Source organism: Leeuwenhoekiella sp. NPDC079379 (assembly GCF_044542075.1).
Taxonomy (GTDB): Bacteria; Bacteroidota; Bacteroidia; order Flavobacteriales; family Flavobacteriaceae; genus Leeuwenhoekiella.
Genome location: NZ_JBITTU010000010.1, coordinates 23,354 through 40,433, shown reverse-complemented (window position 1 = coordinate 40,433; position 17,080 = coordinate 23,354). Strand labels below are relative to the sequence as shown.

The window sequence follows — 17,080 nt, the reverse complement described above, 5'->3', positions numbered from 1 at the left end:
AAAAACCAGTTCAATTGAATTGGTTTTTTTATTGATGTAAATTTTCTAGCCGTGTATGCTCTGTTGTACACTAAGGTTTTTCATTATATCAGCTTCAAATTCAAGCAAATTCTGCCATTTTGCATTGACTTCGTCTTCATCACCATATTTGCGTGCAAATCCTAAAAACATGGTATAATGATTAGCCTCACTGACCATAAGATTGTGGTAAAAAAGTCTAAGTTCAGGATCCTTTAATTCTTGAGATAGCAATCTAAAACGTTCGCAACTGCGGGCTTCAATTAATGCTGCGTATAGTAGTCTGTGTACGAGTTGTGTGGTACGACTTCCTCCCTTAGGAAAAAATTTAAGCAGTTTATTTACATACTCATCTTTACGGTCATACCCCAAAGCATTACCGCGAGCTATTATTTTATCGTGAACCAGCTTAAAGTGACTTATTTCTTCTTTTACCAGAGCGATCATTTCTTGAACAAGCTCTGTATATTCTGGAAAAGATACAATAAGTGATATTGCTGTTGATGCTGCTTTTTGCTCACAAAACGCGTGATCAGACAAAATATCATCAATATTCATTTCTACTATATTAACCCATCTTGGGTCTGTGGGAAGTTTAAGGCCTAACATTATATATCAAGATCAAAAGTGGTACGTAAAATTTCTAAATCTGGGTTCTTATCTTTTAGCTTCTCATATTTTTCACGTGGTGAATACGCGTATTTGCGTTCTGCAGCCTCATTAACCGTGATTTCTATAGTTATGTCATAATTATTGAGTTTCCGCTTTAAAAACTCTAATAAGCTATGCTGGGCTCGTTCTAGCTCAACCCGCATCGTCTCATTAGGGAACTCTAAGTGAATAACAGTGCCTTTTAAGGTGGGCGTATCTGTCTCAAGATTTGAGGCTAGAATTTTTTCTCCTTTCTTTTGAAGTCGGCTTACATATTCTTTCCAGGTAGCAAGTAATGCATTTTCTGTGAAAGGATCTTTAGGTAATTGACTAACATCAACTTCTTTTACGGTCTTTTTTTCAAGTATTTCTTTCTTACGCTTAAGACCTTTTAATGAAAGACTTGACACGTGACCAGAACTTACGCTAGTTTGTGGTTTAGTTTCCGGCTTACTAGCAGGTGTAGATTGAGTTTTTTTAGTTTCTTGAGTATTCTGTTCTGTAGGTATGACTGGTTTAGAAATGCTTCCTTGTGATGTAGCATCAGTTTGTGTCTCTGCAGCAGTAACAGTTAATTCATTTTCAGCATTTTTAAAATATGATGCAGGAATTATAAAGTTAGGAGCTTTTTTTTTTCTCCATCAAAAGTGATAGAGGCCATTTGCATTAGGCAAAGTTCTACAAGAAGCCTGGGATTACGACTTGTGCGATATTTTAAATCACACGTATTAGCGGTTTCTAAAGCTTGCAATAAAAAATCAAAGTCTGCTTTTTTAGCTTGTTCATGATATCTCGCCTTGGTTTGATCACCAACTTCTAAGAGCGCGATGGTTGCTGCATTTTTACAAACCATTAAATCTCTATAATGAGATGCTAGACCTGCTATAAAATGGTGCCCGTCAAAGCCTCTTGATAAAATCTCATTAAAATTTAATAATAACTGTGGAATGTTATTTTCTAAAATAAGATCTGTAGATTCAAAATAGGTATCGTAATCAAGTACGTTAAGATTTTCGGTAACTGCGGCTCTGGTCAAATTATTTCCGCAAAAACTTACAACCCTGTCAAATGTAGATAATGCATCTCGTAAAGCACCATCTGCTTTCTGTGCGATAATGTGCAGGGCTTCTTCGTCTGCGGTAATACCTTCTAGTTTTGCAATATCTGCAAGATGTTCGCGAATATCTTTAACCGTAATTCGTTTGAAATCAAATATTTGACATCTAGAAAGAATGGTGGGAATTATTTTATGTTTTTCTGTAGTTGCAAGAATAAAAATAGCGTGCTTAGGTGGCTCTTCTAATGTTTTTAAGAATGCATTAAATGCTGCAGAAGATAGCATATGAACCTCATCAATAATATATACTTTGTATTGACCTACCTGAGGTGCAATGCGTACTTGATCAATAAGATTACGTATATCATCTACCGAGTTGTTTGAAGCGGCATCTAATTCAAAAATATTAAATGCGTAATCTTCATTTTCATCAACTACCTCATCTGCCTGCTGATTAATTTTTTTAGCTAAAATACGTGCGCACGTGGTTTTACCTACACCTCTGGGACCTGTAAAAAGTAAGGCCTGTGCGAGATGATTATTAGCAATGGCATTTTCTAACGTATTAGTAATAGCCTGTTGCCCTACGACATCTTTAAAGGTAGCGGGTCTATATTTTCGGGCTGATACGATGAATTGCTCCACAGATTTAAAGTATAGTTTTAAAACCGAAAAGTGATTCGGTTAATAGATGTTCAAAGATAAAAATAGCTAAATCAATATGGAGTACAGATTTACTTTTTTTGCAATTTTCTTATTAACAATGCAGCTTCTTTGAAATACGATTAAAACAATTTTTGTAGGCTTTAAAAGTGTATTTTTGCGCAAAGCAGACCGCCTTATCACTCTATGTATTTAGGGAGGAAAGTCCGGACACCATAGGGAAGCATAGCGGCTAACGGCCGTCTAAGTTTGTAGGCAATTACTAACTTAAGGACAAGTGCAACAGAAAGTATGTACAGGTAATGCTGTAGTGAAACCAGGTAAACTCTATGCGGTGCAATGCCATGTAAACCGGCAATTAAGTGCGTCTCGTGCGATGCCGGAGGGTAGGCAGATAGAACAAATAAGTAATTATTTGTCTAGATAAATGATAAGGTATTATTGCTTGCAATAAGAACAGAATCCGGCTTATAGGTCTGCTTTTTTTTATAAATTCTGAATGTTATTTTCTACCCAACTAACTGCGTCTTCTAGCGTATTAAAAATCTCATAAGGCTTAGGGAAAAATGCCTTCTCAAAATTAGCGGTGCTACGTTTTGCTTCAGTATTAGTTACAATTGCAACAGCAAGCATATTAGGATAGTCTGAACAATTAATATAATCTACAGGATTTACATTATAATCTGACCTTCGGTAAGCGATGTGTACATATTTTTGATTTTCTTTAAAGTGATCAAATAGTACAGAACCTGCTTCATTAAAAAGTTCTTTTGTAAGAACAACTCCTTGATTAATCTCAGAAATCACATAGTTATTTGCGAAAGTAAGTTTGCAAAAACTTAAATTAATCGTTTTTAAACTTTGCGTCATTTTTATTTTCTTAAATAGTTATTTTTTCTATCAAGTTAATTCAAAACTACTTGGAAAAAAAACTAAAAGCACTTCCGCCGTATTTACGTATTTCAAAAAAAGAAGGGTGATCTTGTAAATCTGTATTTTTACTATGCTCAATTATAAGACTACCTTCTGGTAATAACAGATTGTTATCTATAACATATTCAATAATTTTTGAAAATTGTTCCTTTTCAAAATCATAAGGAGGATCTGCAAAAATGATATCGTATTGATTAGTCTCTCGTAATAAGTATGTATATACATCAGACTTTATCACCTTAATATTCATTTCAAAAGAGGCTGCAGTTTCTTCTATAAATTTTGCGCAACCACTATTACCATCAACGGCTGTAACAGCTTCAGCTCCTCTAGAAGCAAACTCATAGCTTATGTTACCTGTGCCAGAGAAAAGATCTAATACGTTAACACGGGTTAGACTGTATCTATTGCGTAAGATATTAAAGAGCGACTCTTTAGACATGTCTGTAGTAGGTCGTACCGGTAATTTTTTTGGAGCAGTGATACGTCTACCTTTAAAGCTTCCGCTGATGATTCTCATAAATTAAGATTGTATTTTAAAAAAGAATAATTTAATTGATCCTGTTCTACAGACTCTACGATTTGAATATTGCGAACGTAATTGTAAAGTAGAGAATACTTAGAGTCTTCAAGATTAATATTTCCGCTAAGTTTTAATAGGGTCTCTTCAGGATTTAAACTCAATTGTTCAAAGCAAAAAAGAATATAGTATACAAAGTCTATATCTGTATCATAATTAAAGCGATTACTTAATAGTACTCTTTTACCTTGATATATAAGTATATCAATCGCTCTTAAACCTATCTGAACAAAAAACAGTTTCTCATTAGAATTGTTATCATCCTTTAGTAAATTTTTTATTAAAACAGACTGACTATGGTAATAGGTAAATGTGCCAAAATGATCAAAAAAGAAATTATTAATATTTGTATAGGGTACGTAAACATTTATAAGGTTTAAATTATCTAGCTCATCATATACGATAAAATCTGTTTTTAAAATTTTGGTATTAAACTTTAAATAATCGGTTAAATTTTTAGGGTCAAATAAATGGTTGGGAACAATTGTAAAAAGTTCATTAGCGTAGATAACAACAACCTTTTTAAAGTTGTTGTGAAGAATGGGGTTATTCTCAAATATTCTTTGAATTTCTACTAATGCGTGCTCAGCAGTATGAACGTTTTTAAAAGAATACTGCCTGCTAAATTGACTATTTGCAGAACTATCATCATTTATATAAAACGAAAATCCATCCAAGCTAACTTGGATGGATAATATATTAAGTTCTGGATTTACCAGAGAATTAGTCTTCACTGTCACCGTAACTTTGAGGCCAGTTACCCGCTGTACTTATTTCGGTCATAGAACCCACAGATAAGTAAGCACCATTTACACCTTCAACAGAAACTGTTTGCTTTTCTTTAGCAACATAATCTTTTGGTTGATCAAACAGTATTACATCTTTAGAAACTTTAGCTTCAAAAACAGGAATTGGAGCATCGTTTTTTAGAACTGTACCTGCTTCCATCTCAAATTGCTTATCTGTACCAGGAACATTCATCATTGTTTTGTAACGATCTGTACCTTGATATAGAGAATCTTTTACAGATGCTCTACCTAGTGTATCAATTATAGTAATTTCTTTACGTGTATCTACACGGTAACGTTTTGTTGCTTCCTCATCAAGAACTAATGTATCACGACGTTCTGTAAGTGTGAATTCTGCAGTATCTAAAAACTTAACTAGTTCATCAAAGCTACCGGCAAATTTGCCATTAAGTTGTTTAAATGCTAATTGGCCTTTTTGAATGTCTTTAAGTTTGTTAACTGATTTTTGATAACGTACAACTTTAAGATCATTAAATTTAACTTCGCCGTAAACTGAGTTAAAAAGAAGGTATCCTAATACTCCGATAACAACCCAAAGTACTAACTGAAATACTAATTTCATTCGATGTGTGGTTTTAGATTTAATAATGGTTACCGACAAATCTACAATTTTTTTTTAATCGTTAAAGGATATCCCGAAAAATTCATTACTATCTTTACCCGAATCAATAAATATCTATGGAGCTGGATTATCAAGCATTTTACAAACTACTTCTTAAGGATTTCCCATTCGCCCCAACTTCAAAGCAAGACATTCTTTTACAACAACTTAGTAAGTTTTTATTAGATCCTAAAAATGATACGATTTACCTTTTAAAAGGGTATGCTGGTACCGGTAAAACAACCGCAATAGGGACAATTGTTAAGAACTTGTGGAAAATAAAAATGTCTTTTATACAATTAGCACCCACAGGAAGGGCTGCTAAAGTCATTTCTAATTACAGTGATGAACCTGCTCAAACCATACATAGAAAAATATATTACCCTAAAAAAGAGAGTGGTGGTGGTGTGTCTTTTACACTACAAAAAAACAAACACCGCAATGCATTATTTATAGTTGATGAGGCATCTATGATTTCTGATGCTGCGTCAGAGTCAAAATTATTTGAAAATGGCTCTTTGCTAGATGATTTAATGTCTTACGTATATAGTGGGCATCAGTGTAAACTTCTTTTAATAGGTGATAACGCACAGCTGCCACCCGTTAAGATGGATTTGAGTCCTGCTCTTGACGCTCGGCACTTAGAACTTCAGTTTAATAAAAAAGTGCTAAGTATAGAACTTGATGAAGTGATGCGCCAGGCAGAAACTAGTGGTATTCTTAAAAATGCCACACGTATGCGCGAGTTTCTCAATGACGGTTTGTATGAAGATTTTAGATTTGACCTTAGTGATCAAAGCGATGTGGTACGTCTTATAGATGGTCACGAGATCATGGATTCTTTAGGCGATTCTTATCAAGAATATGGTAATGAGGGTACCGCAATAATCGTTAGATCTAATAAACGGGCTAATTTATATAATCAACAAATACGCTCTCGCATTCTCTTTAAAGAAGAAGAGGTAAGCCCGGGAGATTATTTTATGGTGGTCAAGAATAATTATTTTTGGCTCGATATTAAAAGTGACGCTGGTTTTATTGCAAATGGTGACATCGTTGAAATTCTGGAGATTTTCAGTATAAAAGAGATTTATGGGTTTCGCTTTGCTGAAGTAAAAATACAAATGACAGATTATCCTAATCTTGCTCCCTTTGAAACAGTTTTACTATTAGATACGCTTACTTCAGAAACACCTTCCTTATCTTATGAAGAGGGGAATCAATTATATCAAGAGGTGATGAAAGATTATGCAGACGAAACATCTAAGTATAAGAAGTTTCTTAAAGTTAAAAACAACAAGTTTTTTAATGCATTACAAGTAAAATTCTCATACGCCATTACGTGCCATAAATCTCAAGGAGGGCAATGGGAGACCATTATGGTTGAACAGCCCTATCTTCCTAATGGTATGGATAAAGATTATCTAAGATGGCTCTATACGGCCGTAACCAGAGCTCGAAAAAAACTTTATCTTATAGGTTTTAAAGATGATATGTTTATAGAAAACTAAGAATATGGATTTTTTTATAAGTATTTGCTTAGGGGTAGGGCTGGCAGCAGCGGCCGGCTTTCGTATTTTTTTACCTCTTTTAGCATTGAGTATCGCTGCTTATTTTGATGTGCTCAATCTAAATGAAAGTTGGATTTGGTTGGGCTCCTTGCAGACATTAATCTTATTAGGAGTAGCTACGTTACTAGAATTGTTTGCATACTATATACCTTGGTTTGATAATATCTTAGATACAGTAGCGGTACCTCTTGCCGGCATTGCAGTTACTATATTATTTTTTGTTACTCTGGGAGATTTTGAGCCTTGGGTTTCGTGGTCTCTTGCGATTATTGGAGGTGGTGGTACAGCAGGATTTATCGCCGGTTCTACTGCTGCTGTTAGAGCTGTATCCTCAACATCAACACTAGGCATGGCTAATCCTTTATTTGCAACGTTTGAAAATTTTGTTTCTATCTTACTTTCTATTCTAGCTATATTTATTCCTGTGTTTGCCGGCATACTTGTAGTTTATTTAATTTACAAATGCTTAAAATGGTTTTCTAATCGAAAATCTAAAGTCAATATATAACGTTTACAATGACTGAAAAATTAAAAATAATAGCAATGATACCTGCGCGCTATGAGGCCTCTCGTTTCCCGGGTAAACTAATGCAAGACCTTGAAGGGAAACCTGTAATAATACGTACTTACGAAGCTGCTGTTAAGACAGGTCTATTTGACGATGTATATGTTGTAACAGACAGTAACTTAATCTATGAAACCATCTTACAAAATGGGGGCAAAGTTATTATGAGTCAAAAAGAACATAACTGCGGCAGTGATCGTATTGCAGAAGCTGTAGAGAATCTAGATGTAGATATTGTTGTTAATGTGCAAGGTGATGAGCCTTTTACTAATGAAGCAGACATGCGTAATGTACTTACGGTATTTTATGAGAAGGGAGCAGAGCATATAGATTTAGCATCTTTAATGACTCCTATTACAGCTATTGATGAAATTGAGAATCCTAATAATGTAAAGGTTATAGTAGATCACGAGAATTTTGCATTGTATTTTTCAAGAGCACCTATTCCGTTTCCTAGAGATAGGGATATTGAGGTTGTCTATTATAAACATAAAGGTATTTATGCGTTTAGGAAGCAAGCAGTTCTTGATTTCTATAAACTACCCATGCGCAATCTTGAGGCTGCAGAAAAGATAGAAGCTATACGTTATTTAGAATATGGTAAGCGCATCAAGATGGTTTTTTCTGAAACTCCGGCTATAGGTATTGATACACCCCAAGATTTAGAAGATGCGAGACTTATATTAAAATCTCAATATGGAAACTAATGGGATGGTTATCTAAGAAAATATATGAAGCATTAGGTTGGCACATACGAGGTAAATTTCCTTCTGAGGTAAGTAAAATGGTTGTAATTGCCGTACCTCATACGAGCTGGCATGATTTTTATATGGGTATATTATTTAGAGGAGCGTTAGGCGAACGTATAAATTTCCTTGGAAAAAAAGAACTTTTTAAGTGGCCTTTTGGTTTGTTTTTTAGAAGCCTTGGAGGTACCCCATTAAACCGTGTAAAAGGTCAAAATCAAGTAGAGCAAATTGCAGCACTATTTGATACAGAAGAGCTATTTAGATTAGCACTGTCACCTGAAGGTACACGAAAAAAAGTAGAAACCTGGAAAACCGGGTTTTATTATATCGCCCTAAAAGCGCAGGTTCCCATTTTACCAATCACTATGAATTTTAAAGATAAAGAGCATCACATAGGGTCGCTATTTTATCCTACAGGTGATATATCACAAGATATGTTAGAATTACGCCTTTTCTTTAAAGATATCCAAGGTAAAATACCTGAGAAAAGTTGATTTTTAGATAAGTTCTGGCGTTTAAACCGCCTAAATTAGTGTTAAACACTCATAAGTATAACTTAAATAATGGTAAAGAAAAGAACTCTTGTAATTACAAATAATTGATAGCTAATAAATTGATATTTAAGGTTTAAAAGATTTAAGATTTCGCGTGTTATCAATTGAAACCATTTTAAATAATTCTGCGTTAATTAGATGAACAAAAAATTATTTTAAACTAAAATTCAATTTATGAAAATTTCAAAACTTATTTATTTGGGAGCACTTGGTGTTTTTGCATTTACGTCATGCAGTGATGATGATGACAATGATACAAATATGAACACGGGTACAGCAGATTTATATGCTACAAGTCATACAGATGGAAACGTTACTAAATACAATTTATTAACTAATGAGACTACAGTATATACTACAACTGCTACAGATGCAGAAGGTATCTATTACGCGCCAGAAGATGATAGTTTTACAATTGCATCTAGAGGAGCAACTCAAACATCATTACAAACTTATATTAGCATTAGCGATATTGTTTCTGCAACAGGGGTACTTAATGTTGATATCACCGGTCCTGCAGCTTTACAGAGTCCTAGAGATCTAGCAGTAAGTGGTAATTTTTATGTAGTTGCAGATAATACAACTAACAATAATAGATTATTTGTTTTTGAACGTACTAATAGTGGTTTTACATTAAGTAGAACACTTAACGTTGATTTTCCACTTTGGGGTATTGAGTTTGTAAACAATGATTTGTATGCAGTAGTTGATACTACAAATGAATTAGCGATCTTTGCTAACTTTTTGTCAAGCAATACTTCAGATGCAGCTATCACTGCTTCTAAAAGAGTGGTTGTAGAAGGTATTGTACGTACTCACGGTCTTGATTTTGATGGTGATACTATGGTAATGACAGATATTGCACAAGCGGCTAATACAGCAGCAGATTTTGATACTGATGGAGCCATACACGTAATTACTAACTTTACCTCTAAATTTAATGCGGTAGCTAATGGTGGTACATTAGCACTTACAGATCAAGTACGTATAGCTGGTGCTTCTACGCTACTTGGTAATCCTGTAAATGTGGTTTATGATGCAGATGCAGATGCTGCTTATGTTGCAGAGCTTGCAAATGGTGGAGGTAGAGTATTAGCTTTTACTTCGGTATCTAGCAATACCTCTGGTACTGCTACTCCGGTAGTAAATAATATGCTATCTGGTGTATCGTCATTATACCTTTACAAAAACTAAATCTCTACAGATTTAATAAATTTTAAAGCGCGGTCAATGACCGCGCTTTTTTATGCTTTAAAAATAAAATATTCTTTAAATATGTTGAGTTCTTCAAAGCCAAATTTGTCTTTTATAAACCGTAATGCCTTTTCAGTATAGAAAAAAGTGTGAGTAAAATCATTCTTATACCACCAGTTTTCAAAATTAATAGAATCAGATAGCATATTAGTCTTACAGTATAATTTGCCATCAGGATTTAAGAGCGCACGTATCTTAGTAAATTCTAAATTAGGATTATGAAAATGTTCTATTACCTCACAGCAAATTATATAATCATAAGTGTAATCTAAAAGGGAAATATCATTTGAATAAAAAGGGTCGTAAGGCTTTATTTGGTATCCATTCTCCTGCAAATAGGAGGTAAGTACAGGATTAGGCCCAGATCCAAAATCTAATCCCTTCTTTTCTTTATTTTGATCTTTAGAAACAGCATTGAGAAGTGGCTTAAGAAAATTTAAATATCCACTATTATCTGAAGTATTCTCATGCTTATCATAACGCTCTTTTTCTTTAATATAGGTCGGGAGGTCACAGGTATCTAAAAAAACAGATGCACAATAGGTGCATCTGTTATAGTTTCTATTTTGAAAGCTACCCAAAAAATCAGCGCTGTGATTACAAAGCAGACAGTGCATAGCTTAAGTAGATTAATAAAGTGTTTTCAGCTTTTTCAATTTGGCCTTCCAGATTTCTAACGTCTTTTTATGCTCTGCTATATTTTTGTGTACTTCTTTAACTAAAGGATTGTCGTCAGCAACGTGTTGAAAGAAACCAAGATTATTTTCTAGTTGATTTATTTCAGCTTTACTTTCTTCAATTTTCTTAGTTATAAAAAAGCGCTCTTTATTTAGTGCATGATCCCCGTCTTGATCTGCCAATGAAGCAACGCGGTTATCATATTTAATAAGTTCTGCATCTTTTCTGCTGAGATCTAAAGTTTTGAATAAGCCGTCTAAAACTTTATTAAAATCTTGATCTATGCTTTTCTTAGAATGAGGTACACGACCTGTATCTTTCCATTCTTTAATAATGGCTTTAATTTCTTTGAGGTTTTCTTCAGGAGTACCTTCAAGTTTAATAGCTCTTGTTTTCTCTAGAAGAGCACTTTTCTTTTCAAGATTAACTTTTTCTTCTTCAAGAATTTCGTTCTTTTCGGCGTGAAGACGATCAAAAAAGTGATTGCAGGCTTTTTTAAAGCGCTTCCATATTTTATCACTGTCTTTTCTAGGTACGTGTCCTATCTTTTTCCAATCTGCCTGAATACGCTTCATTAAGTCGATGGTTGACTGTACATCTTCATTGTCCTTATTCTCCTCAGCTAATTGTATTAGATCATTTTTCTTCTGAAGGTTATCGTATTGCTCTTTCTTTTGGTCCTTGTAGAAACCGTTCTTTTTATGATTAAACTCTCTGGTAGCATTCTTAAATGACTTCCAGGTAGGTTCGTTATCTTTTTTAGGTACTTTACCTATTTCAAAAAAGGATTCTCTTAATGTATTTACTTCTTTCATCTGCTTTTGCCAGCCACCGTGTGATGTAGGTGGTTTTGCAGCAATTGCTTCAATTTTAGAAATAACTTCTTCTTTCTTTTCTAAATTTTCTTCGAAAATCTTGTCAATATTTTTAAAGTAATCTTGTCGTGCGTCGTGGATTTTTTTAGTTGCATTGCTAAATTTTTCCCAGATTTCTTCTCTGTACTCTTTAGATACAGGGCCTATCTCTTCTTTCCAGATCTTGTGAAGCATCTGCAGCTCTTTAAAGGCTCTATTTACATCAGACTCTTTAGTAAGTTCTTCAGCCTGCTCAATAAGCTTTATTTTTTTATCTAAGTTGTCTTTAAAATCTTTATCTCTAAACTCTCTGTTTAAATGTAAAAAGTCATAGAAATTTTCTACGTGGTGGTGATAGTTATTCCAAACTAGATTATAGCGGTCACGTGGGATGTTACCCGCATTACGCCAGCGGTCTTGTATATCTTTAAATTTATCAAAGGTGGTGTTGATGCTATCTTCACCGCCTAATTCGTTCTTTAAATCCTTTAGCTCTTCAATAAGAGCAGTACGCATTTCTAAATTAGCGTTAAGATCTTTCTTTAAATTTTGATAATAATGGTTGCGCTTATCACGGTACTCGTAATACAGGGAATTGAAGTCTTTTTTTAACGGACTATAATATCTGAAATCGATGATATTACCTCCTTCTTCAAGAAACTTATCTTTAGCTTCGTCTTGTTCTTCTTCAAATTTTGAGATAAAGGAAGACCTTAAGTCATTTACATGCTCTTTAATAGCCTGAACATTGTAATTATTTAGAAGATTTTTAAATTCTTTAATGAGTTCTTCTTTGCTTAGGCTATCATAATCTTTATGCGGAATAGTATCACGTTCTGAAATGCTCTCATCTTCTACATCTTTGCTAAGAGCTGCTTCCAGATCGCCATTATCTTCCTCATCATCCTCTTCTTCAACTACAAAGTCTTCATCATCTTCTGAGCCTTTAGCAGCTTGTATAACAGCTATAGATTCAGTAGTTAGCTCATCATTCTGATTTTCAGCAGCGTGCTCTGGTTGATTATCATTTGCGGGATTAGCGTTCTCAGAAGACTCCGGTTTCAAAGCTTTATCTTTGATCTCCTCGGTTTGCTTTTCGGTCTTAGATGCTTTGTTTTCTTCAGACATTTGTTTCAATGTTAAGGTGCTTAATTTATTGAGTTAAAGATACTATTAACTCTTCAAATAGCAAGAGACCCATAATTGACAGGAGTTAATTCCAAATTTCCCAGGCGGCTTCGGCTTGTAATTTTAACATTTCTAGACCGTTAGCGGTCTTAGCACCTTGCTCTCTACCATTTTTTAAAAATTGAGTTTCGGCAGGATTATATACCAGATCGTAAAGCAAATGATCTTTTGTAAGCACACGATAAGGGAGTTTAGGGCATTCTGAAATATTAGGATGGGTTCCTACCGGTGTAGTATTTATTAAAAGTGTGTATTTTGATAAAATAGCTCCGTTAAGCTCGTTGTATGAGAATTGTCCTTTTTTAGGAGTACGTGATACAAATTTATAAGTGATGTCTTCTAATTCTAAGGCGTAAGCAATTGCTTTAGATGCGCCTCCTGTACCTAATATTAATGCGTGATTGTGGTTTTTTTGTTGTAAAAATGGCTGTAGCGATTTTCTAAATCCTATATAATCTGTATTAAAACCTTTTAATTTACCGTTTTGCTGCCGCTTAATCGTATTTACAGCACCTATAGCGCTAGCATGCTTATTCATCTCATCAAGAAATGGAACCACAGTTTGTTTGTAGGGGATTGTTACATTAAACCCAAGACAGTCTTTCCTGTTCTGAAAAAGCTCCTTAATTTCTTCGGCAGATTCACAATCAAAATTAGAATAAGTTCCCTCAATTGTTTCTCTTTTGAATTTTTCATTGAAGTAAACTCTTGAAAAAGAATAATCAATATTCTTACCTATTAGCCCTAACTTAATCATATACATTACTAAAATTATGCCTTGTTTTTACAAGTAATTAATTATGCTTTAAATGTCAAAGATACCCTTTTTATTTAGTTAGGCGCGGGTGTTTTCCCCGTATTTACCTAGCGCCATAACACTTACTACTCCTATAAAAATAAAGAGTGTGGCGATTATATTTTCAGTAGAAAAGTGAGTGGGTATAAATCGATCATAATTGGTTAGAATAGGATCACCCACACGATCGTAATTTACATCTCCCAAAGCATTTGTTTCAAATATGGGTTTTTTCCAGGGCCAGACAACACCTAAGGAGCCGGTAATAAAACCTATTATAGCAGCATTAGTTTGATTTTTGAACCTTTTTAAAAGAAATGCTAAAAAATTAGATAAGGTGACTAATCCCGTTGCAGACCCTAAAGTAAAAATTGCCATTACTTTTAATAAACGTATTCTAAATGGGTTGCTGATAAACGAAAAGTCACCGCGTATGAGCTCTGAAATTGTATCAAATAGTGCATTTACTGAATCTACAAGTAGTAAAACATAATTACCCAGCAAAATTAGTATAAACGATCCCGAAAGACCGGGCAAGGTCATTCCCGAAACACCTATTATACCGCAAAAGAAAACAAAAATTAAATTGTCATTTTGAGTTGCAGGTTTTAATAGACTTATGCCTATACCTGCGACAATACCTAAGCATAAAATGACGAGGTTAGCACGAGACCATTCATTAAAGTCTTTAGCTATTATATAAACACTTCCTATAATCATACCAAAGAACGCACTCCATACATATAGTGGATATTGCTCAATTGCGATATCAAGTATTTTTGATACGCTAAAATAACTAATGATCATTCCAAAAATTAGTAAGAATAAAAACCTGCCATTTACATATCGCGCAAAACTTCTAATACGACCTCCCAGAAGTAATTTAAAGGCTGTTTTATTTACTTTTTGAAGTGAGTAAATAAATTCTTCATAAAAACCAGCAACATAAGCGACCACACCTCCAGATACGCCCGGTACTTTATTAGCCGCGCCCATGGCAAGACCTTTTAGAACCAGCCAGATTTTATCTGAAAGAGTACGGTGTTTAGATTCCATTCTTTTGTTTAGAATTGGCAAAACGTTCAAGTAAGAAAATAGTCAAAAAGCCTATTACTGCTAAGATAATAACCATACTTATTTGTGGATCACCTTCAAAGTTCTGAGGTAGAATGCTTTTTTCTAATAGCGCAACTTCTTTACCGTGAGAATTTGTACGGTAAGAGAGTACTTCTTTCCACGGCCAAACTTTATTAAGCGCACCTATCATAAAACCGGTAAGTAGGGCTAGCGTTAGATTTTGATGATTTTTAAATAGGTATGTAAGTACTTTTGAAAAAGCTTTCAAACCTATAATACATCCTAACATAAAAAGAAGCAATTTAAAAGCTGCATCTTTTATGATTGCAAAATCCATTGCAATTAAACCATCTACAAAATTGCGAACGGTACCTAATACTATGCTATACGACCCTAATAGAAGAAGAATAAAAGAGCCTGATATTCCCGGTAAAATCATAGCAATGATTGCGATAAAACCGCTTAAGAAAATAAACCAGTTGCTGGCTCCTGCACTTAAAGGTTCTGCAATTGTGATATAATATGAGAAAGCAATGCCTACAATGCCTATTAAAAAAACACCTATAGAATATGATTTTATCTGTTTCCCTATATAAACGATACTTGCTACAATCAAACCAAAAAAGAAACCCCACAGTAGAAGTGGTTGTTCTTCGAGTAAATAGGTTATAAGTTTTGCAAGCGATAGGATACTTATTGCGACACCAAGAAAGAGCGCTCCTAAGAATTTAAGGTTATATTCTTCAGCTGCATTAGAAAATCCGTTTTTCTTCCAATATTTAAAGAAAGAAACATCAAGTTTATCTATTGTAGCAATAAGTTCTTCATAAATGCCGGCAATAAATGCTATCGTACCTCCTGAGACTCCAGGAACTACATCTGCAGCACCCATAGCTAAACCTTTTAAAGTAACTACCGCATAGTTAAGCAGTGATCTGTTTTGAGACATTGGCTGTATTGGTTATGCCTCAAATGTAAGAAAACAATTAAGAATTCTTGGCGCGCTTTATTTTTTCTAGCACAGATCTTTTAGCATAAGCAAAAGGGAATAACTCCTCCAAAATAATATCAAACTCGGTATCTATTTTTAATGCATTCTCTAGGTGAAAATGGCCTTTATCATCATCTCCCAAAGTAAAATACAGGCCAGAAAGTCGATATTCAATCTCTGGAGATTCAGAATAAAAAGCTTGTGCTTCTATAAGATTTTGAACTGCGGTATCTAGCTCACCTAAATTGATTAAAATATCACAACGAGTCAACCAGGTATCCAGTTCATAATTACCCAATTCTAATGTTTTACTATAACCGCGTTCTGCTTCTTCATAAAACTTAAGACGGTTATTTATTTTAGCGTATCGCTTCCAGTACAACACATTATCTTCATCTATATTAATGGCTTTATTGATGTAATAAAGCGCATTTTGATAATCCATCTTTTTAGTATAAAAGTCAGTAATTGCAATCCATCCTTTATCTAATAGCGGATCTTCTTTTACAGTTTTTAAAAAGTAGGTTATAGCAAGGTCATCTGCATGTAATTTCTGGTAGCACTTACCCATACGTAGATATGCAAAAGAAGTAGGGTCATCAAGTCCTAATGTGATTTGATAATTTTCAATAGCTTCATTGTATTTACCTAATTTCTCAAGTACTTTTCCTTTTTCAAAATAAGCACCAATAAATGTATCGTCACTTATAATAGCAAAATCGAAAGCTGCCAACGCTTTTTGATAATTTTTTAAATCAAAATATTGCTTGCCTACCTGATGCCAGGCAACCTCACAATACGGGTTATTATCTAAAAACATATTTAGATAATCTATCGCTTCCTGATGTTGTTCTAGAAAGTCGAAGCAATAAATAACATTATAAAGCGCAGAATAATCATCTTCATCAACTTCAATACACTTCATGAAGTTAATTTTTGCATTTTGATAATCATCCATAAACAGATGTTCCATACCTATGAGGGAATAAATATCTGCATCGTCATCGGTAAGTTCTAAAGCAATTTCTAAAAGCTCAATTGCTTTGAGATGATCATCTTGTTTAGAATATATATTTGCTTTCTGAATATAAACCTCTTCATTCTGAGGCTCTAATTCATACAATTCTGCAAGTAAACGGTCTGCATCTTCAAGCTTTTCTTCAAAAATTAAAATTTCTATCTTAAATAATTTGAGGTTTGAAGATGAGGGATGCTGGTCAAGACCAAGCTTAACTGCTTTTTTTGCCAAAGCAATTTTACCATTTTCGAGGTAATGGTTTACAATATTTTCAAAATCATCCGAATCGAAGAAAAGAACATCATTTGTCTTTAACATAGATTCAAAACGGGTGAGTGGGAAATTATCTTCTTCGTGTTCTTGATTAAACTTCATACACGGTTTTTTTAAAAATTTCTGCCAACATAAAAGTAAAAAGGAACGCGTATAGCCCCAATCAATTTTAGTATTGTTGTTAACAAAATAATCAACAA

At 34.0% G+C, this 17,080-nt stretch carries 16 protein-coding genes, 1 other RNA gene and 1 pseudogene; 6 read left to right on the top strand and 12 right to left on the bottom strand.

Features of this window, described 5'->3' with window-relative positions; all coding sequences use genetic code 11:
- Nucleotides 1–45 precede the first annotated feature (45 nt).
- Together ACIGAM_RS15965 and ACIGAM_RS15960 are read right to left on the bottom strand one after the other, a co-directional pair.
- Nucleotides 46–627 carry a tRNA-(ms[2]io[6]A)-hydroxylase gene (locus tag ACIGAM_RS15965; protein WP_396512470.1) on the bottom strand — a complete coding sequence of 194 codons (582 nt, stop codon included), beginning with the start codon at nucleotides 625–627 and terminating at the stop codon, nucleotides 46–48.
- Nucleotides 627–2,371, bottom strand: a pseudogene (locus ACIGAM_RS15960) (DNA polymerase III subunit gamma/tau). The gene ACIGAM_RS15965 and the pseudogene ACIGAM_RS15960 overlap by 1 nt, the downstream one beginning before the upstream one ends.
- A gap of 181 nt (nucleotides 2,372–2,552) precedes the next feature.
- On the opposite strand from ACIGAM_RS15960, the gene rnpB reads away from it, so the two are divergent.
- Nucleotides 2,553–2,876, top strand: an RNA gene (rnpB, locus tag ACIGAM_RS15955) — RNase P RNA component class A.
- On the opposite strand, the gene ACIGAM_RS15950 is transcribed toward rnpB, so the two are convergent.
- The 4 genes from ACIGAM_RS15950 to ACIGAM_RS15935 are packed head-to-tail and all read right to left on the bottom strand — an operon-like array spanning nucleotide 2,876 to nucleotide 5,273.
- Complete coding sequence (locus ACIGAM_RS15950; protein ID WP_396512469.1) at nucleotides 2,876–3,259, bottom strand: hypothetical protein; 384 nt, start codon at nucleotides 3,257–3,259, stop codon at nucleotides 2,876–2,878. The genes rnpB and ACIGAM_RS15950 overlap by 1 nt on opposite strands.
- A 46-nt stretch (nucleotides 3,260–3,305) precedes the next feature.
- Complete coding sequence (gene rsmD, locus ACIGAM_RS15945) at nucleotides 3,306–3,842, bottom strand: 16S rRNA (guanine(966)-N(2))-methyltransferase RsmD (RefSeq protein ID WP_396512468.1); 537 nt, start codon at nucleotides 3,840–3,842, stop codon at nucleotides 3,306–3,308.
- Nucleotides 3,839–4,636, bottom strand: a complete 798-nt coding sequence (locus ACIGAM_RS15940) for a DUF3822 family protein (protein ID WP_396512467.1) — start codon at nucleotides 4,634–4,636, stop codon at nucleotides 3,839–3,841. The genes rsmD and ACIGAM_RS15940 overlap by 4 nt, the downstream gene beginning before the upstream one ends.
- Nucleotides 4,626–5,273: a hypothetical protein gene (locus tag ACIGAM_RS15935; protein ID WP_396512466.1), complete on the bottom strand. Its 648-nt coding sequence runs from the start codon at nucleotides 5,271–5,273 to the stop codon at nucleotides 4,626–4,628. The genes ACIGAM_RS15940 and ACIGAM_RS15935 overlap by 11 nt, the downstream gene beginning before the upstream one ends.
- A 116-nt stretch (nucleotides 5,274–5,389) precedes the next feature.
- Here ACIGAM_RS15935 and ACIGAM_RS15930 point away from each other — a divergent pair, with 116 nt between their 5' ends.
- The 5 genes from ACIGAM_RS15930 (at nucleotide 5,390) to ACIGAM_RS15910 (ending at nucleotide 9,945) form a co-directional block, all read left to right on the top strand.
- Nucleotides 5,390–6,823 carry an ATP-dependent RecD-like DNA helicase gene (locus tag ACIGAM_RS15930; protein WP_396512465.1) on the top strand — a complete coding sequence of 478 codons (1,434 nt, stop codon included), beginning with the start codon at nucleotides 5,390–5,392 and terminating at the stop codon, nucleotides 6,821–6,823.
- Nucleotides 6,824–6,827: 4 nt separating this feature from the next.
- Nucleotides 6,828–7,391, top strand: coding sequence for a DUF4126 domain-containing protein (locus ACIGAM_RS15925; RefSeq protein ID WP_396512464.1), 564 nt, complete (start codon nucleotides 6,828–6,830; stop codon nucleotides 7,389–7,391).
- A gap of 8 nt (nucleotides 7,392–7,399) precedes the next feature.
- On the top strand, nucleotides 7,400–8,155 hold the full coding sequence (kdsB, locus tag ACIGAM_RS15920) for a 3-deoxy-manno-octulosonate cytidylyltransferase (RefSeq protein WP_396512463.1): 756 nt from the start codon (nucleotides 7,400–7,402) through the stop codon (nucleotides 8,153–8,155).
- On the top strand, nucleotides 8,155–8,691 hold the full coding sequence (locus ACIGAM_RS15915; RefSeq protein ID WP_396512462.1) for a 1-acyl-sn-glycerol-3-phosphate acyltransferase: 537 nt from the start codon (nucleotides 8,155–8,157) through the stop codon (nucleotides 8,689–8,691). Before kdsB ends, ACIGAM_RS15915 begins: the two co-directional genes overlap by 1 nt.
- 234 nt (nucleotides 8,692–8,925) lie before the next feature.
- Nucleotides 8,926–9,945 carry a hypothetical protein gene (locus ACIGAM_RS15910; RefSeq protein WP_396512461.1) on the top strand — a complete coding sequence of 340 codons (1,020 nt, stop codon included), beginning with the start codon at nucleotides 8,926–8,928 and terminating at the stop codon, nucleotides 9,943–9,945.
- Between the two features lie 50 nt (nucleotides 9,946–9,995).
- Here ACIGAM_RS15910 and ACIGAM_RS15905 read toward each other — a convergent pair whose 3' ends face one another.
- The 6 genes from ACIGAM_RS15905 to ACIGAM_RS15880 all read right to left on the bottom strand — a co-directional run bounded on the left by ACIGAM_RS15905 (nucleotide 9,996) and on the right by ACIGAM_RS15880 (nucleotide 16,982).
- Nucleotides 9,996–10,622: a class I SAM-dependent methyltransferase gene (locus ACIGAM_RS15905; protein ID WP_396512460.1), complete on the bottom strand. Its 627-nt coding sequence runs from the start codon at nucleotides 10,620–10,622 to the stop codon at nucleotides 9,996–9,998.
- 12 nt (nucleotides 10,623–10,634) lie between these two features.
- Nucleotides 10,635–12,665, bottom strand: coding sequence for a DUF349 domain-containing protein (locus tag ACIGAM_RS15900; RefSeq protein ID WP_396512459.1), 2,031 nt, complete (start codon nucleotides 12,663–12,665; stop codon nucleotides 10,635–10,637).
- Nucleotides 12,666–12,750: 85 nt separating this feature from the next.
- The gene (locus ACIGAM_RS15895; RefSeq protein WP_396512551.1) at nucleotides 12,751–13,482 is read right to left on the bottom strand and encodes a shikimate dehydrogenase family protein; all 732 of its coding nucleotides are present in this window, start codon (nucleotides 13,480–13,482) and stop codon (nucleotides 12,751–12,753) included.
- A gap of 78 nt (nucleotides 13,483–13,560) precedes the next feature.
- The gene (locus tag ACIGAM_RS15890) at nucleotides 13,561–14,577 is read right to left on the bottom strand and encodes a DUF368 domain-containing protein (protein ID WP_396512458.1); all 1,017 of its coding nucleotides are present in this window, start codon (nucleotides 14,575–14,577) and stop codon (nucleotides 13,561–13,563) included.
- Nucleotides 14,567–15,547 carry a DUF368 domain-containing protein gene (locus tag ACIGAM_RS15885; RefSeq protein ID WP_396512457.1) on the bottom strand — a complete coding sequence of 327 codons (981 nt, stop codon included), beginning with the start codon at nucleotides 15,545–15,547 and terminating at the stop codon, nucleotides 14,567–14,569. Before ACIGAM_RS15885 ends, ACIGAM_RS15890 begins: the two co-directional genes overlap by 11 nt.
- A 37-nt stretch (nucleotides 15,548–15,584) precedes the next feature.
- Nucleotides 15,585–16,982, bottom strand: coding sequence for a tetratricopeptide repeat protein (locus ACIGAM_RS15880; RefSeq protein ID WP_396512456.1), 1,398 nt, complete (start codon nucleotides 16,980–16,982; stop codon nucleotides 15,585–15,587).
- Nucleotides 16,983–17,080 lie beyond the last annotated feature (98 nt).

What these genes read in the sequence shown, in the direction of transcription:
- ACIGAM_RS15890 (WP_396512458.1), bottom strand. Translation starts at nt 14,577, where the DNA reads ATGGAATCTAAACACCGTACTCTTTCAGATAAAATCTGGCTGGTTCTA.
- ACIGAM_RS15915 (WP_396512462.1), top strand. Translation starts at nt 8,155, where the DNA reads ATGGGATGGTTATCTAAGAAAATATATGAAGCATTAGGTTGGCACATA.
- ACIGAM_RS15965 (WP_396512470.1), bottom strand. Translation starts at nt 627, where the DNA reads ATGTTAGGCCTTAAACTTCCCACAGACCCAAGATGGGTTAATATAGTA.
- ACIGAM_RS15935 (WP_396512466.1), bottom strand. Translation starts at nt 5,273, where the DNA reads ATGAAATTAGTATTTCAGTTAGTACTTTGGGTTGTTATCGGAGTATTA.
- ACIGAM_RS15925 (WP_396512464.1), top strand. Translation starts at nt 6,828, where the DNA reads ATGGATTTTTTTATAAGTATTTGCTTAGGGGTAGGGCTGGCAGCAGCG.
- rsmD (WP_396512468.1), bottom strand. Translation starts at nt 3,842, where the DNA reads ATGAGAATCATCAGCGGAAGCTTTAAAGGTAGACGTATCACTGCTCCA.
- ACIGAM_RS15930 (WP_396512465.1), top strand. Translation starts at nt 5,390, where the DNA reads ATGGAGCTGGATTATCAAGCATTTTACAAACTACTTCTTAAGGATTTC.
- ACIGAM_RS15950 (WP_396512469.1), bottom strand. Translation starts at nt 3,259, where the DNA reads ATGACGCAAAGTTTAAAAACGATTAATTTAAGTTTTTGCAAACTTACT.
- ACIGAM_RS15880 (WP_396512456.1), bottom strand. Translation starts at nt 16,982, where the DNA reads ATGAAGTTTAATCAAGAACACGAAGAAGATAATTTCCCACTCACCCGT.
- ACIGAM_RS15885 (WP_396512457.1), bottom strand. Translation starts at nt 15,547, where the DNA reads ATGTCTCAAAACAGATCACTGCTTAACTATGCGGTAGTTACTTTAAAA.
- ACIGAM_RS15900 (WP_396512459.1), bottom strand. Translation starts at nt 12,665, where the DNA reads ATGTCTGAAGAAAACAAAGCATCTAAGACCGAAAAGCAAACCGAGGAG.
- ACIGAM_RS15895 (WP_396512551.1), bottom strand. Translation starts at nt 13,482, where the DNA reads ATGATTAAGTTAGGGCTAATAGGTAAGAATATTGATTATTCTTTTTCA.
- ACIGAM_RS15910 (WP_396512461.1), top strand. Translation starts at nt 8,926, where the DNA reads ATGAAAATTTCAAAACTTATTTATTTGGGAGCACTTGGTGTTTTTGCA.
- kdsB (WP_396512463.1), top strand. Translation starts at nt 7,400, where the DNA reads ATGACTGAAAAATTAAAAATAATAGCAATGATACCTGCGCGCTATGAG.
- ACIGAM_RS15905 (WP_396512460.1), bottom strand. Translation starts at nt 10,622, where the DNA reads ATGCACTGTCTGCTTTGTAATCACAGCGCTGATTTTTTGGGTAGCTTT.